Source organism: Dictyobacter alpinus (genome assembly GCF_003967575.1).
Classification (GTDB): Bacteria; Chloroflexota; Ktedonobacteria; order Ktedonobacterales; family Ktedonobacteraceae; genus Dictyobacter; species Dictyobacter alpinus.
This window is the reverse complement of record NZ_BIFT01000002.1, coordinates 232,614-246,920: the sequence shown is the minus strand read 5'-3', so window position 1 is coordinate 246,920 and position 14,307 is coordinate 232,614. Positions and strand designations below refer to the sequence as shown.

16 protein-coding genes and 1 pseudogene are annotated in these 14,307 nt (G+C 51.1%); 9 read left to right on the top strand and 8 right to left on the bottom strand.

Annotated elements, in window-relative coordinates:
• The first annotated feature begins 362 nt into the window (after nucleotides 1-362).
• Together EL633_RS23195 and EL633_RS23190 are read left to right on the top strand one after the other, a co-directional pair.
• A complete protein-coding gene (locus EL633_RS23195; protein ID WP_126629681.1) occupies nucleotides 363-740 on the top strand; it encodes a hypothetical protein in 378 nt (125 codons plus the stop codon).
• Entirely contained in the window at nucleotides 683-1,114 is a 432-nt protein-coding gene (locus EL633_RS23190; protein WP_161982365.1) for a hypothetical protein, read from the top strand. Before EL633_RS23195 ends, EL633_RS23190 begins: the two co-directional genes overlap by 58 nt.
• A gap of 236 nt (nucleotides 1,115-1,350) precedes the next feature.
• On the opposite strand, the gene EL633_RS23185 is transcribed toward EL633_RS23190, so the two are convergent.
• On the bottom strand, nucleotides 1,351-2,298 hold the full coding sequence (locus EL633_RS23185) for an AraC family transcriptional regulator (protein WP_126629679.1): 948 nt from the start codon (nucleotides 2,296-2,298) through the stop codon (nucleotides 1,351-1,353).
• 306 nt (nucleotides 2,299-2,604) lie between these two features.
• Between EL633_RS23185 and EL633_RS23180 the strand changes: the two genes are divergently transcribed.
• From EL633_RS23180 to EL633_RS23170, 3 genes are all read left to right on the top strand, one after another.
• Entirely contained in the window at nucleotides 2,605-3,594 is a 990-nt protein-coding gene (locus EL633_RS23180) for an aldo/keto reductase (RefSeq protein ID WP_126629678.1), read from the top strand.
• Between the two features lie 120 nt (nucleotides 3,595-3,714).
• Nucleotides 3,715-4,698 carry an aldo/keto reductase gene (locus EL633_RS23175; protein ID WP_126629677.1) on the top strand — a complete coding sequence of 328 codons (984 nt, stop codon included), beginning with the start codon at nucleotides 3,715-3,717 and terminating at the stop codon, nucleotides 4,696-4,698.
• Between the two features lie 468 nt (nucleotides 4,699-5,166).
• Nucleotides 5,167-5,832 carry a GrpB family protein gene (locus EL633_RS23170; protein ID WP_126629676.1) on the top strand — a complete coding sequence of 222 codons (666 nt, stop codon included), beginning with the start codon at nucleotides 5,167-5,169 and terminating at the stop codon, nucleotides 5,830-5,832.
• Here the strand turns inward: EL633_RS23170 and EL633_RS37625 are convergent.
• Both EL633_RS37625 and EL633_RS23165 read right to left on the bottom strand, forming a co-directional pair.
• Nucleotides 5,793-5,906: pseudogene (locus tag EL633_RS37625) on the bottom strand (SRPBCC family protein); the annotation flags it as partial. The gene EL633_RS23170 and the pseudogene EL633_RS37625 overlap by 40 nt on opposite strands.
• Before the next feature lie 1,017 nt (nucleotides 5,907-6,923).
• Nucleotides 6,924-8,234 (bottom strand): NF041680 family putative transposase, encoded by a 1,311-nt coding sequence (locus EL633_RS23165; RefSeq protein WP_126627163.1) that lies wholly within the window; start codon nucleotides 8,232-8,234, stop codon nucleotides 6,924-6,926.
• 289 nt (nucleotides 8,235-8,523) lie between these two features.
• Between EL633_RS23165 and EL633_RS38255 the strand changes: the two genes are divergently transcribed.
• From EL633_RS38255 to EL633_RS23150, 3 genes are all read left to right on the top strand, one after another.
• Nucleotides 8,524-8,757, top strand: coding sequence for a WD40 repeat domain-containing protein (locus tag EL633_RS38255; protein WP_126629675.1), 234 nt, complete (start codon nucleotides 8,524-8,526; stop codon nucleotides 8,755-8,757).
• 179 nt (nucleotides 8,758-8,936) lie between these two features.
• Nucleotides 8,937-9,722 carry a type IV secretory system conjugative DNA transfer family protein gene (locus EL633_RS23155; RefSeq protein ID WP_126629674.1) on the top strand — a complete coding sequence of 262 codons (786 nt, stop codon included), beginning with the start codon at nucleotides 8,937-8,939 and terminating at the stop codon, nucleotides 9,720-9,722.
• An 18-nt stretch (nucleotides 9,723-9,740) separates the two neighbouring features.
• Entirely contained in the window at nucleotides 9,741-10,142 is a 402-nt protein-coding gene (locus EL633_RS23150; protein ID WP_126629673.1) for a hypothetical protein, read from the top strand.
• Between the two features lie 114 nt (nucleotides 10,143-10,256).
• Here the strand turns inward: EL633_RS23150 and EL633_RS23145 are convergent, their stop codons facing one another.
• From EL633_RS23145 to EL633_RS23125, 5 genes are all read right to left on the bottom strand, one after another.
• Nucleotides 10,257-11,255 carry an LLM class flavin-dependent oxidoreductase gene (locus EL633_RS23145; RefSeq protein ID WP_126629672.1) on the bottom strand — a complete coding sequence of 333 codons (999 nt, stop codon included), beginning with the start codon at nucleotides 11,253-11,255 and terminating at the stop codon, nucleotides 10,257-10,259.
• Nucleotides 11,200-11,691: a hypothetical protein gene (locus EL633_RS23140; protein ID WP_126629671.1), complete on the bottom strand. Its 492-nt coding sequence runs from the start codon at nucleotides 11,689-11,691 to the stop codon at nucleotides 11,200-11,202. The genes EL633_RS23145 and EL633_RS23140 overlap by 56 nt, the downstream gene beginning before the upstream one ends.
• A 317-nt stretch (nucleotides 11,692-12,008) precedes the next feature.
• Complete coding sequence (locus EL633_RS23135) at nucleotides 12,009-12,386, bottom strand: hypothetical protein (RefSeq protein ID WP_126629670.1); 378 nt, start codon at nucleotides 12,384-12,386, stop codon at nucleotides 12,009-12,011.
• The gene (locus EL633_RS23130; protein ID WP_126629669.1) at nucleotides 12,383-12,703 is read right to left on the bottom strand and encodes a hypothetical protein; all 321 of its coding nucleotides are present in this window, start codon (nucleotides 12,701-12,703) and stop codon (nucleotides 12,383-12,385) included. The genes EL633_RS23135 and EL633_RS23130 overlap by 4 nt, the downstream gene beginning before the upstream one ends.
• Complete coding sequence (locus tag EL633_RS23125) at nucleotides 12,639-12,950, bottom strand: hypothetical protein (protein WP_126629668.1); 312 nt, start codon at nucleotides 12,948-12,950, stop codon at nucleotides 12,639-12,641. Before EL633_RS23125 ends, EL633_RS23130 begins: the two co-directional genes overlap by 65 nt.
• A gap of 343 nt (nucleotides 12,951-13,293) precedes the next feature.
• Here EL633_RS23125 and EL633_RS23120 point away from each other — a divergent pair, with 343 nt between their 5' ends.
• Nucleotides 13,294-13,995, top strand: a complete 702-nt coding sequence (locus tag EL633_RS23120) for a thymidine kinase (RefSeq protein ID WP_126629667.1) — start codon at nucleotides 13,294-13,296, stop codon at nucleotides 13,993-13,995.
• The last annotated feature ends 312 nt before the right edge of the window (nucleotides 13,996-14,307 follow it).

Below are 14,307 nucleotides of genomic sequence, written 5' to 3'. Positions count from 1 at the left end.
CATGTATCCTGGACTTCCCTCGGCTATGTACGTTTCTTGGAAGTTACATTACGTGATTGTTCCTCAACAATCAATACGGGAGATCGATACTTTTCCCGCGTGGGATCCGCAATATGCGCATCTTGCCACATGTGAGCCCTGCAGGAGATTCGGGCGGAACTGGAGAGCCACTCCTCTTCGACACGCCAGTCCTGCTGGAAAAGCTCACGGAAGAAATGATATGTGTGCACGTAAGATTTGTGATACAAAGAAAATATCACCTGGTTTCAGCATAGAACTCTGAATGTATTGTAAACGCTTCGAAGAATAGAGCGTCTATTCGGTTCTATTGAGGCTATATCTATAGTAGAAGGAGTTTTGTTGTGACTCATTTGTATGAACAGTATCAACGTGGTTCGTATGTGGAAATTTATGAAGAGTTCGTAAGCATGGGAGCACACGTATATGACGAAGCCTTTTATCCAGAGTCATGGCTTGTTGCAAAAGCTATGATGGAGAGAGTTAAATATAACATTGGTGTATTGGTTTCAAATCTTCATGTATTAAATTATAAATTTAGAGATGGGCTATTTGGAGATATGCCTTCAGATGAAAAAAACTATTTTGATCAAGCTATGCCACTTTACGAATTTCCGACAGAGCAGGTGATGGAAAAAATTAAAGCATTAGAGGATATCGTTGGTTGTCTTCCCATATCATTAAAAGCTTTTTACACTCTAGTGGTAGTGTCAATCTTATAGGAACTTTTCCTGAAGAAGTTGTGCAAAATGTATCTCAAAAGTTTCTTTTGGATCCTCTCTGTATTTTGTCCATAGATATGGCATTAGAAATGGTTACTTTTTATAAAAACAAAGGCGTGTGGGAAAAAGATCCAAAACTCTCTCTTTCTCCAGATAAATTTCATAAGTATGGTTTCAGCGGATCTGGAGCATACTCTGTAGGGTTGCCTTGTAAAGGATTTGATGGTGAACTTCTTTTAGAAGAGCATCATGATAACTTTGTTCCTTATTTACGTCTGTGTTTTCGATGGGGAGGCTTTCCAGGTTTAGAACGATATGGAACGATCTCTAAAAGGAATTTAGCCCTTTTGACTGATAACTTGCTCCCTTTTTAATCATTCTATTCATATTCTGTTTCTCCATAGGCCTTTTGAATAGTTACCTGTGTTGCTGTGGCAGGCATGGTTGAAAGCGTGGGACGAACCACCACCGCTTTAGCGGCGCGGGGAGCTCCAGTAAAACGCGATCGCAAAGCAATTTGTTCTATGTTCGCTTAAGCAAGTTCTCTTCTAAGGTAGCGTGACCTGTTGCATGAGGCAGATGCTGCTGCGTATCGAATGAGCATTCTGGCTCAGTGGTCGGAGAATGTGAGGGCCTCTTCCCGTAGCCGTTGCACATCGCGCATCGGTGGGGTGCCGAAGAGACTTTTGTACTCTCGATTGAAGTGGGAGGCGTCCTGGTAGCCTACACGAGAGGCGGCACCCGCCGCGTCGAGGTCTTCGCTCAGCATCAAACGCCGGGCCTCCTGGAGTCGTAACCGCTTCTGGAATTGCAAGGGGCTCATCGCCGTGACTGCCTTGAAGTGGTGATGGAATCCCGAGAGGCTCATACCGAGTTCTTGTGCGAGTTGCTCAATGCGCAGTGGCTGGTCGAAATCTTGACGGAGTCTCTTGACCGCTGTGGCGATGTGAGGAGTGTAGCCTCTTTCCATGACCAGATGACGGAGTCGAGGGCCTTGCTTTCCCATCAGGAGCCGAGCGATAATTTCTCGTGTCAGCAGTGGCATCAAGGCTGGTACTTCGGCAGGAGCATCCAGGAGCCGGACGAGGCGAACGAAGGCATCGAGCAGATTGCCATCCACCGGGCTGACATCCATGGCTCTCACGTCAGTCCATGCTGTGGGTAAAGAGAGGGCGGCCTCCACCATGACCGAGCTGACCAGGGCAGGGGCAAGTTCCAGGCGAAGAGCGAGGTAGGGCCGAGCCAGCGATGCTTCGAGAACCTGACTCACGCGGGGGAGCTCGACGGTGGTGAGCAGATAGTGGAAAGGGTCGTAACGATAGCGATTCTCACCCAACCATACCTCTTTGCTGCCCTGGGCAATCACGGCCACTGATGACTCGACCACGCTGTGAACCCGCTTGAGAGGTATTGAGGTGCGGGAGAGATGAAGCCCTGGCAGCGGTTGAAGCGTCCCATCCTTGCGGATGATATCACAAATGCGCGCAGCCAGTTCCTCGCGGTTGTCGTACAGGCGTCGTGCCTCGCGTTGTATTTGCTGATCGTTGTTGCTCTCCATAGGAATCTCTTCTTTCGTCATCGCTCATTGGAAAAGTGTGCAGGATTTGCCAAGCATTTTCCACGATTATTCTATCACCCTGTGGGTGTAGGCGGCTATAATACTCTCCAGGCAGTATATCTACTTCTCTGCTTTTGTAAGAATGCTGGATGATTCTTCAAGAGAAATAGACACATACCGCTATTCAGGAGCGGCTGGATGGAGCATGTCAACGATGAACACACTCTTGCTTGAGCGTGTTGGAATAACATTCCGATCTGGACGCAAAGGTAGCAGACAAGACACAGAAAAAGAGGAGGTCCGCATATGCAGAAGCGCATACTTGGAAACAAGAACCTTGAGGTCTCGGCGCTGGGGCTCGGTTGTATGAGAATGAGCCATGATGAAAGCCCGCTCCCCGACAAGCAGGAGATGATTCGACTTCTCCGGTCGGCAGTCGAACGCGGCATTACCTTGTTCGACACCGCCCAGGTCTACGGCCCGTTCACCAATGAAGAACTGGTGGGCGAAGCGCTTGCTCCCGTGCGCGAGCAGGTGGTGATCGCCACCAAATTTGGGTACACATTTGGTCCCAATGGAGAGAACATGGGCCTCTCCAGTCGGCCTCAGCATATCAAACAGATGGTCGAGGGTTCACTTCAGCGGCTCAGGGTTGAGGCCATCGATCTGCTCTATCAACACCGTGTGGACCCGAACGTACCCATCGAGGATGTGGCGGGAGCGGTGAAGGAGCTAATTGAAGAAGGAAAGGTGAAACACTTCGGTCTTTCTGAAGCAGGAGCAGAAACCATCCGTCGCGCTCACGCGGTCCAACCAGTCACGGCAGTTCAGAGCGAATACTCGCTGTGGTGGAGAACTGTTGAGAAGGAAGTGCTGCCTGCATGCGAGCAACTCGGCATCGGCTTCGTTCCATATAGCCCTCTGGGTAGGGGCTATCTCACGGGAAAGATCGACGAACACACGACCTTTGCCAGTGTTGATATCCGCAGCCGCCTTCCTCGCTATACGCCGGAGGCGCGCAAAGCAAACCGGGTGGTCATTGATCTGCTTGCCAGGATCGGAGAACAGAAGAACGCAACACCAGCTCAGATCTCGCTCGCCTGGCTGTTAGCGCGGTCGCCGTGGATCGTTCCTATACCGGGTTCCCGCAAGATCGAGCGCCTGGATGAGAATATCGGCGCACTTGCCGTCAATCTCTCGCCTGACGATCTACAGGAGATCGAGCGTGCCACCTCACAGATTACGATACAAGGGGATCGCTACCCCGAACAACTCGAGCGCATGACCAATCTCTGAACAAAAAAGGAGGAGCATTCTGAAAACTGCAATCGCCTCTGCCGCTATGGATGAGCGCCGCGCAATTCAATTATTTGTTAAAGTAGGAACCATCTAAAAAATAAGAGAGAGAACGGTCGCATGGAATACACGAAGCTTGGAAACACTGGAATGGATGTGTCGCGCATCTGCCTTGGGTGCATGGGGTTTGGTGACGCGACACGGTGGATCCACCAATGGGTACTGGATGAAGAACACAGCAGGCCGATCATCAAGAAAGCGCTTGAGCTGGGGATCAATTTCTTCGATACCGCCAACGTCTACTCCATCGGCGCGAGTGAGGAAATCCTCGGGCGTGCGTTAAAGGACTTCGCCAATCGGGACGAGGTCGTCATTGCCACTAAAGTACATGGCAAAATGCATGAGGGACCCAATGGCTCCGGACTCTCGCGCAAGGCGATCCTCAGTGAGATTGACCACAGCCTCAAGCGGCTTGGGACGGATTATGTGGACCTCTATCAGATTCATCGCTGGGATTACGAAACCCCCATCGAGGAGACGATGGAAGCACTGCATGACGTGGTGAGGGCTGGCAAGGCCCGCTATATCGGAGCCTCCGCCATGTTTGCGTGGCAGTTCCAGAAGGCGCTGTACAGCGCCGAAAAGCATGGGTGGACTCGCTTTGTCTCGATGCAGGATCACCTGAACCTCCTCTACCGCGAAGAGGAGCGGGAGATGCTGCCTCTGTGCCGCGCGGAGAAAATTGGGGTGATTCCGTATAGTCCACTGGCATCTGGCAGATTGACGCGCGATTGGTCGAAGGATCGCACGCTTCGTTCCGAAACCGATCACATCGCGAAAAGCAAGTACGATGCGACAGCCGAAACTGATCAACAGGTGGTTGTGCGGGTCACGGAAATCGCGGAAAAGTATAACGTTCCGCGCGTGCATATCGCGCTTGCCTGGTTGCTACAGAAGAAGCCGGTGACGGCACCAATCATCGGGGCAACGAAGATCACGCACCTGGAAGATGCCATCGGCGCTCTAGGCGTGCACCTGACTCAGGAAGAGGTCGCATACCTGGAAGAGCCGTATGTACCGCATCTCATCGTCGGGCATCAATAAACTGGAAGGGCGAGAGAGCATGCAATCAAGGTTGGTCAATGGGTTGATGATATCGGCTCGGCACTCAATACTGATCTGTCTTTTCTCGCGGAGGATATCAAAAGCCTGTCATTATAGCTGCCAACGTTGCCTCCCCAGCCATGCCGGGGAGGCAACGGGAATATCAATGATTGTTGTTTGTCCGTGAATTAGTCGCCCCCGACAAATAACATGTCGCATCGCTCACGCTCATAATGAGGCAAAAAGCTTCCCTTTTGGGCATATCTCAGATATACTTGCCGATGAGGAAGAAGAGAAGACGCGTTTACCACGGGAACGCATAAGCATGCTGTTGTTTCATCAACAGGAGCGGCAACCAGGCCACAGAGCGCTGCGTAGAGGGATTGGATCAAATGAACAGATTCTCGATCACAGTAGAGTGGCCTACGGATGCGTAGGAGCCACGTAAAGAAGTGAAAGGAGATATCCATGTCTCAGATCGATCACCCTGCCGAAGGGACAGAAACAACAACTGAGGAGCAACTTCAGGCTGTCACCATCGGAGAGCTTGTTCCTCTGTCCGGGCCTATCCTCATCGCCGACTACGATCAAGAGTGGCCGAAGCTCTTTTCGCGTGAAGCTGAGCGAATCCAAGCCACGCTCGGCGACCGGGTTCTCTTGCTTGAACACGTTGGCTCAACCTCGGTGCCAGGGCTGGCTGCCAAACCAATCATTGATATATTACTTGTGATTACCAACTCGACAGACGAGCCAGCCTACGTTCCTGCCTTAGAGGCTGCTGGCTACGTGTTACGCATTCGAGAGCCGGATTGGTACGAGCACCGTCTCTTCAAGCGATTGGACCCTGTAGTCAACCTTCATGTCTTCTCGCCAGGTTGCCCAGAGATCGATCGTATGCTGCTCTTTCGTAACTGGTTACGCAGCAACGCCTCTGATTGTCAGCTCTATGAGTTCACCAAGCGGAAGCTTGCAGGCCAGAATTGGAAGTACACACAAAACTATGCTGATGCCAAGACGACAGTGGTTGAGGAGATCCTTGGGCGAGCAAAGCTGATCGCGCGCCCAGGCCGTAAATCGAGCTCGGCTTTCACAAGAAACCAACGTTCCAGCTCGGCTTGCTCGGTCAAGGCCTGAAAGACACGTTGTGGGGTGGCGTTGATGAAGCGTTCTTTCTCAATTGAGTGGCCTCCAGAATTGTTTTTCTCCATGGTCATTGTCCTATCCTTTCTCTATTGGTCGTGCCTGGTTAATGAACTTGCTGGTTCAGTGAAATGGCTCAAGCAAAGTGAGCGTTTCCTCGATCCGCGCGCGCAAATGCAGATTCCCTCCCATCATGCCCAGGCGCTCAAGAACGTATACCAGTGTTGCACGCGTGCTGCTGGACATGCAGTACTATTCCCAGGTAGAGTCTTTTTTCCGGTAAAAGATTTTCTCTTTTTTGAAGCTGTGTAGTCCATGCCGCTCCTCAATCACTGGACAAGCCGTTCTGCTCTTCTTAATGCATGGCAAGATACATGCGCCAGAGGTGCGCCACTTGACTCTTTGCTGCATCTCCAGGGTGAAGAGAACGCGTGTGTGAAGCCACCGACCGCTGACGATTCCCTGTTGCTTTTTGTGCAAAGATGGATGAAACGCCCATCGCTGTTCCTTGAAAGAACAACGGATACATTTTTGCATGGACCTATACGTATCGCCAGCCAACTTTTTGTTTCACACGTTTTCTGTTTCTTCCATGGGAGATACAAGCATCCAGGTCACCTTATCTGGTTTCTGCACGTCGTTCATGCCTGTGTTTCTTTCCTGATACCATGGTCGACATGATCATGGCGCCAGGAAGTGCAACGAAAAGCGTATATCCTGTATCTAGAGTTATAATTGCTTTAAGCGATGATTGCTATAAAATTTAAAGGAAAAAGGCATTCGTTGCCGTTTGTGCCTCCATCCTCTCAGGGAAAAAAAGAGCATAACACCCAAAAGTGAATTGATACTGGACGTGCTCATACGTAAATCAAGCGCCGCAGTAGCGCGGAGGCGCTTTAGGTCCGCAGAGACTTGGGCTGCTGCATATCTGGAGCATTCAACAAATTTAGTGAACGCAGGCTTCTCACGATGCTCCTGTGTTTTAGCCAGGGTATTTCTTGACGTTTAAACTAATCCGTCCTACCAGAACTTCAAGAGAAGTTCCGTTCAAAGAAAGATGATCGATGTTGGTGCGCACATCTGCATCAGGATGGAACAAGTTGAGGCACTTTCGGCGTCTTGCGAACTGGTGCATACCGCTTCGCCTTGCGTATCGTGGCTCCTTTGATCCGGCCTTTCGCTTTTCCGCGTGCTTGTGGCGATCTGGCAGGGGTACCCAAACATACCAACAATTTGGAAAACCCGCGTCGCACTTGTTGTGGCGTGGGTGGGCGCTGCTTGTTTTCCCATGGGTGCAGATGCGCTTGCACCAAATCTCGACCCACCACCACATGGTTATGCGCCATCGCGACCACCTGGCTCCAGCGTTCAAATTGCTCGGGAGTACGCAAACGCGGTTTCTCCCACAACAATGCCTGTTTGTCAAAGCGATAGCCGTGTTCCTGACCAAAGCGCCGTGCATAGCCCAACGCGATGTCGGCGAGATCTGCATTGGGATCGCCAATCCAGACAAACCAGCTGATGCGCGGATCGCGCTCCTGGTTGGTAGCATGTGGTCGCAGCACACGCATCACACTCAGTTCCAGCCACCGTGCCTCCTTGACATGCAGATGCTTCCACCAGCTGATCTCAACAGGACGACCTTTCAGATCGGTGCATTCCGCCTTTCCATCTGGCTCGCCATGGGTCGCTTCATCTTTGGGTTGCAAGATCGCCCCATCTTTGCACGGCGCTCCTCGCTTTCCCGTTGGTGGGGGCGCCGGTCGATAGAAGCGACGATTGCACTTCAGACGGCCCAGCACACCGACTGGCAAAGTGCTACAGCGGCACCACAGCCAAGTCGAATCATATCCACGATCCAGCGCCGCGATACTGTGAACTGGCAATTGCGGCGCCAATTCCGAAAGTTGCGTGAATGCCAGTTCAATGGCAGTGGTCGAGGAAGCGATGCGTTGCTGGTCCAGCAGGTAGGTCCAGCTGCTGGGTTGCTCAGGCAAGGCTACCACCGTCGAGAACTGCCAACCGTAGGTGATCGCTTGCTTGCTCTTGGGCAGATTGTGCACCGGTTGGGCCGTCCGATCCGCCGAGGTACGAGCCGCTGGTCGAGCGATACTGCTGGCATCAATCCCAATCCAGAGTCGACGGCCCTGCGGGGGCGCGGGCAGATAGCGCACAAAAACCTCTTGCAACCGCTTGCGATCAATGCGCCCATCTTCAAAGGCTTCGTAGACACTCGACCAATGCCGTTGGAAGCGAGGATCTTGCGACAATTCGGGCAACGAACGAGCCTGGGTTTGGGTGATCAGGGCATCCATGGTCGTAAAGAGCGCATCTTTGGCTCGCTCACAACAATCATAGATCTCGTGACGAAAGCGTCTCAATGTGTTAAGGTTCATACAAGTAAAGCTCCGTTTTTGTTTGATTTAGTATCGAAACTTTACTTGATCAGGCCGCCCTCCGCAAGGTTGGGGGCCTTTTGTCTAAATTAGTTTAAACGTCAATTTTTCAAAGGATGTGTATATTCGAAATAAAATAAAGAATAAAAGGTGCCTATTATGTATCTCTATCTTTATATTACTATAAAGATCTTTATTTCTGCAATACGAAGATAGCTACGGATAGAGCTTTTTAATAGGAGTTTTCAAGTGTATGTGTTAAAATGCAAACAAGATCTAACGCACTAAATTGTTCGACCTGCCCGCAGAGATTGAAGCACTTGCCTGGTCTGCAAATGGAGCCTATATATCTTTTGCAGATGACGATACAACCATACGCATCTGGCGTCCCAAACAAGCGCAGGAGATATATGTGTATCACGGTTACACTGGTCGCGTAAAAAATATTGCCTGGGCGCCAGATAATATTCATCTAGCGACAGCCAGTGAAGATCAAACGCTCCAAATACGGAAAATGCCTTAAGGTATTTTTGAGTATAAAAATATATCCTTGCAGTCGAAGCCGTTGCTAAAAGACCATAGAAATCAATCTGGTGTGAGCGCTATGAAGCTTTACTTGGTGAGAGAAATGACGGTATGTATAATGCGTATCAAAAAAAATGTCCTTGGCGTGGTTATCGCCGATGCTGAAAGGTAGGTCTTGTGGCCAATGGGGTATTAGATCGGTATTGGGCCTTTTTTGCGAGCCTGCAAGGCAAGTTAGATGGAGATCTCGCCTATGAGGATGCAGACGCGATCTATCTGCTGGTAGATGGCCTCGCGCTACGAGAGGAGGCGAAGAGCCTGGGACGCTTTTTGTTGGAGGACTTTGTGAACTATGTGCCAACACGCAAGCAAGCCGATACGATGACCCTGTTTCTCATTGATGAGATCTCAACGCTGGACTTGAACGCGACTGGGCTCGGAACGTTTGAGAAGGCTCGCAGCTATGGCGTGTCTGTGATTAGCAGTGCCCAAACCTATGAAGGACTGGGGAAGCACCGTAAACGTATCAGCAGCGCATCTCACCTGATCCTGCTTCATCGTTGCAATGATCCTGATGAAATTGTGCGCCGAGGTGGGGAGCAACACAATATTAGCGCGTCGTGGGGAGTTGATCCAGGAGGAGCAGCAACCGGCCGGGGTAATATGGCACTCCGGACTCAGCTCATTGTTGACCCTAACGAAGTCCGACGACTTCAGGCGGGAGAAGTGTTTGTGATTTGCTCAGGCAATGGGCAAAAGGCCCGCGTTGCTATGCAACCTATGCGGCCGGAGCAGGAAGCCAAGGCCGAGCGTTTTATCCGAGCAGAAGAGAGTCAACGGGCCACTAAAGCCCAGGCGCAGAAACAACCATCACAGCAGCAGGCACAGCGACCAGCCCCCGAAGATCCACAGCCAGGACACGCAGCGGGGCCAGTTTCCCAACCACCATCGGAGATAATATAGTCAAAGGAGAAAAAAGCTGTGTTGAATTATCAAGCGGGTATTATTATATATTGTATCCTGTTTTATGCTAGCGTTGTGCTGGTGGTGATATGGGCCTATCGCAGACGGAAAAGGCGACGGCAGACCGAGATGCACACGCATCTTATGGGAGTCTACCCCCCGCAGCGATCCCAGAGAAAGACGCCTCAGGTCATTTATCAGGAATACGAAGACTTGCACCAGGTCGCATTAGACCATTCGAGCGAGGCTGCTTTACTCTACATGCAAAGTGGCCCCATTCCGGACGCGCTCAATGGGCGTATTGTGTTGGGTGCTCCCATTTATCCTGCTGCATTTGAGCCGCCGGTTGCTCCCTTGCACGCCCAGGTGATGCGGCGCGAGAAAATTGTCCGGATACTTCAGGTTCTTAGCCGGCGTTGACGAGCAGGCCTGCGCTGTCTCGCTTTACGGCATCATGCCCGAAAAGGGACAAGCGCACGCGTCCGAGTTCAGCGAAGTGCATTCAGATTTTCGCGTGTGCCTGCTCATAGCGACTCAGATGGGAACGTTCCCACTCAGGAAGGTATGGACGACCTCCGCTGCCCGTTCGACCTGGTCAAGTTCGGGGAGGCACGGCCAGAGGAGCACTTCGTCCATTCCTACCTCCATGCGTGCTTCAAGGGCGCGTTGCAGCTCTTCCGGCGTCACCAGGATGGAGTGGAGCAGATTCTCCGATCCAAAATAATGCGTGATATAGGGTTGGGCACGCTCACGTGCGTTTGGACCCAGCGCGAAGCAGAGTCCGCCCACAAAGCGTGGTTTGCCCTCTCTCCCTGCCTCTTGCCAGGATGCCTCGACTGTCTGGTAGAGTTTCAACGCCTCCGCCGGGGTGGTAATCCCGGCCAGGTAGCCATCGCCCCACCTTCCAACTCGGCGCACCGCCTTGTGTGTATAGCCGCCAAGCAGGATCTCAGGGCCTGCAGAAGAGACGATTGGCGGACCGAGAGGCCCGATGGACTCGCTCATTGGCTGGCTGAACCAGTTGTGCTTTAACAGTGTGAGTTGCTCTTCAAGGATCTGGGCACGCTGCGTTAGCGGAACCCCTACGGCCTGAAAATCCTCCTCGCGGCCCCCAATGCCCAGCCCCAGGCTCAGGCGACTATTCGAGAGGGCATCAAGGGTAGTGACCATTTTGACCAGCAGGGCCGGGCTGCGCAGCGGTGCCAGCAGGACGCTACTCATCAGGCGAATGCGCTGCGTCGCGGCGGCAACCGCTGCCAGCGTCAGTAATGGCTCATAATTGGTATAGACTAGCCGATCAAACACGCTCAAACAGGAAAAAGGACCTGCCTCAGCTTTCCTGGCCCACTCCAGGATCGTCTGCCCTTCTACGCCAGGGATGGATTCTGGGAGCCCCAGACCAATCTTCATGATACCTCCAAAAGAAACTTCGCTTGCCTTTTCTAAAGAGGGATGCAGGCGCACCGGTGTTTGCCGCTCAACTGAGGCGTTCAAAATCCGTGGTCCAGTTGGTTTCCCACGTTCTGCCGCCATTCGTTGAGAATGCCTGCTCCCAGTGGCATGAGGTCGTCGTGATCTCTGACCAGATAATACGGCACAAAATGCTCCTGCCCTCAAAGAGTTCTTGCGAATAGAATTCGCCACGCCCATCTTTGAACTCACCAATGGCTGGATGGATGTCAAGGCCATTTATACCGTCGGCCAGATAAATGCTCCACTGTTGGGATGTGGGATTGAATAAGCGCAGCGATGTCCCGTACGACGGCCCGGACACACGTTCTAACGTAAACTCCTCGAAATTGCCCAACCCACCCAGGATCTTGTGAGCAACCGTCCTTCCACCAAACTCTTCCCAGGATGTGGACCCTTTTAAACGTTCACGGAGACGTCGATTCCGTACATTCCAGGTTCCCATAAAAAAATCAAAATCCGTGCGGCCATCCTGTTCATGGTTGTTTTGCTGGTTCATCTGTTCTTTTCCTCTTACGCCATATCATACTTATCACAATGGGTGTTATGCCTACAGGCGGAAAATTAATGTCACACCCTAAGCATAACGTCTTATGCGGACAGAATCATACCTAATTGAAGCTTTTCTTGCCAATCTTCAGGATAGTTGGTAGTTTCCCCAAAAGTGTGATAGCCTCTTCCTATTCATGTGAGTGTTAGTCAGGCTTAATATTCATGCTGTATTTTCACGCTCAAAACTTGCTCCCAATCGTGGATTACGATAGCTGCTAAGTACTGATGCTACTAAAGAAGGCAAAATTGTTGGCTTGCGCCAGATCAACGGCAGTTTGTGAGCACAAATGGCTGCTCGGGATCATGATCTGCATCGGCGGTTGGTGGAAGTTGCTTGAAGATCGTTGATGAGCCGACGCCTATGATGTGCCTATCTGGTGTGACAGAGATATCGGCAATGCTCACCGCACTATTAGCTTTTAATTGACCATCAGCCGTGGGCCAGATCGCCAGCTCCCATTCTTTCCCATTCCAGTGCTGCATATAGACATTATCGAGCTGTGTATAGGCGTTCGACAGGCTGCCAGCGGCCCAGATGTCTATTGGGGAGATGGCTGTAATAGACGTCAAGTCATTGGCATCACTTGTAGGTCCAACTAGCGACACATAGTTCCACTGGCGTCCGTCCCAGTGTTCAATCAAACCGGACGCGCCATTTGCTGTTTGCTTTCCGGTATACAGACCTGATCCGACCAAGTCGAACCGTCCCAATGCAGCAAGATCGGTTGATAGACTGCATCTGTATCCTTTCCAGTTTGGCTTGAACCAACAATCCAGGCGTTATCAGGCACGATAACTGCGATATCCGAGAGTGTGATAGCCCCCGATGAGGTTGTCTGTATGGTTGGCGCATTCCACTTTTTGCCATCCCAATGTAACGTCTTTGGGCCTTCCTTATCCTGGCCAATAACCCAGATATCGTCCGTCGCGTGTGCGGTGATAGCTGTCTGCCCAGACATCTTTTGATGATAGTGCCGCCACGCCTTGTAGGGTCAGTGCTGTAGTATGGGGGGTACTCATAGATAGTTGTTTCCAGCCACCAGTGCACGAGTTTGATGTTGTGGTTGTCGGGGTTGGCTGACGCTGACTGGCAGTGGACCTTCCTGGCCCTGCATGAATACTTTGCCATAAAATGGCGAGCGTCCCACCTAACAGGATAATCAGGAGCAGGCCACCACCTATGATAAGCAAGGTCCTTCTACACATGAATTCACCTTTACAACAAAAAGTATATGACTGTTTACTGCAATTATACTATTATTTCTGTTTTGACATATATACCATTTTGCTTAAAGCAAACAACGACATGTTTTAAAACGGATAAACAAAGGCCCGGCGCAGGTAGGCATTTCATTGTTGAGGTGATATACTACGCGTACGGTACGGGTTTTGATCAGTATCTCTCCATGTATGGTGGAGAAAGAGGCAGCCTGGCAGGTCGCAAAATCGCTAGAGCTGCATTTTCTTATGCGTATACGGTCAAAGCTTTGTCGTTTTGCAGATGACAGCTGTCAAAACGCCGAATTTTGAATAGATCAGGTTATTATCAATGACGAAGGTATTGCCAGATGTAACTGTTTATACTGGACCTATGGGTGCTGGTAAAACGACGCGACTCTATGGCAAGATGGGCGAACTGACTCACCTTGGCATTCCTTATGAAGCATATCGGCCGGGTGTGGATGTTCGGGATGTAGTGATAGCTCCTCGTGGCTATGTCGTGAGTGCAAACGCGGCCCTCACGCCAAACTGTACAGCTGTAGAAGCGCTTGGTGATATTCCAGTTGAGGAGCTGGTACGGCGCGGTATCAAGACTATTTTTCTGGAAGAGTGGTTCATGTTTGGCTTTGATCATCAGCGACGACCAATTTCCGGCCTCTATCGTGAAATCATGGGGCGGTGGGCTTTGGCTGGTATTGAGCGTGTGTATGCGGCAGGACTTGATCAAGGCGCGAGCGGTAATCAGTTTGGCCTGGTGGTAGATGCTCGTCGATATGGCGCAAAGGTTGTTGTTTGTACGGCCAAGTGTGCATATCCAGTGAATGGTGAACGTGATCCAAAATGCGGACGTATCGCCCGCAATAGTCAAATATATGATGTCCGTGATAACAAAGCATTTGATATGGAGACCTTACCTGACCTTCTGCCTGAAGGGTTGCGCCCCAATGATCGCTATCGTGCCGTGTGTACGGAGCATCTGCTCTTGCCCGCAAAACAAACAAAGCCATTTGACCCCATGCAGACCGAGTAGACTAGCTGGAGTCTGTTTACATCTCCTGCATATTTCATTTCCCCGCTCCCTCCTGGGGTTCGCGTCGGCACCTGGATGTTGAGCTTTTCTGCTATCCTCTTTCCCGATTGCCCAACCTGGCTATTGATAGGGGCATGGGAAGATATATTGAGTAATTCGCGTCTCCTCTTATGCTGGTCATATTGTATAGCCCTGGGAATACCAGGGCGCCGGGTGTTTGTTGATAGAAGTAAAGCCGGTACGCGAGCATTCTCTTGAGTTTTAAACAGGAGTACATCATCTTCTCAAGGATGGGAGGTTTATTAATGAAAG

Coding starts and splice junctions, on each gene's coding strand:
- EL633_RS23175 (WP_126629677.1), top strand. CDS start 3,715: ATGGAATACACGAAGCTTGGAAACACTGGAATGGATGTGTCGCGCATC.
- EL633_RS23145 (WP_126629672.1), bottom strand. CDS start 11,255: ATGGCGGCAGAACGTGGGAAACCAACTGGACCACGGATTTTGAACGCC.
- EL633_RS23165 (WP_126627163.1), bottom strand. CDS start 8,234: ATGAACCTTAACACATTGAGACGCTTTCGTCACGAGATCTATGATTGT.
- EL633_RS23130 (WP_126629669.1), bottom strand. CDS start 12,703: ATGTCTGGGCAGACAGCTATCACCGCACACGCGACGGACGATATCTGG.
- EL633_RS23120 (WP_126629667.1), top strand. CDS start 13,294: ATGACGAAGGTATTGCCAGATGTAACTGTTTATACTGGACCTATGGGT.
- EL633_RS23180 (WP_126629678.1), top strand. CDS start 2,605: ATGCAGAAGCGCATACTTGGAAACAAGAACCTTGAGGTCTCGGCGCTG.
- EL633_RS23140 (WP_126629671.1), bottom strand. CDS start 11,691: ATGAACCAGCAAAACAACCATGAACAGGATGGCCGCACGGATTTTGAT.
- EL633_RS23185 (WP_126629679.1), bottom strand. CDS start 2,298: ATGGAGAGCAACAACGATCAGCAAATACAACGCGAGGCACGACGCCTG.
- EL633_RS23125 (WP_126629668.1), bottom strand. CDS start 12,950: ATGTGTAGAAGGACCTTGCTTATCATAGGTGGTGGCCTGCTCCTGATT.
- EL633_RS23170 (WP_126629676.1), top strand. CDS start 5,167: ATGTCTCAGATCGATCACCCTGCCGAAGGGACAGAAACAACAACTGAG.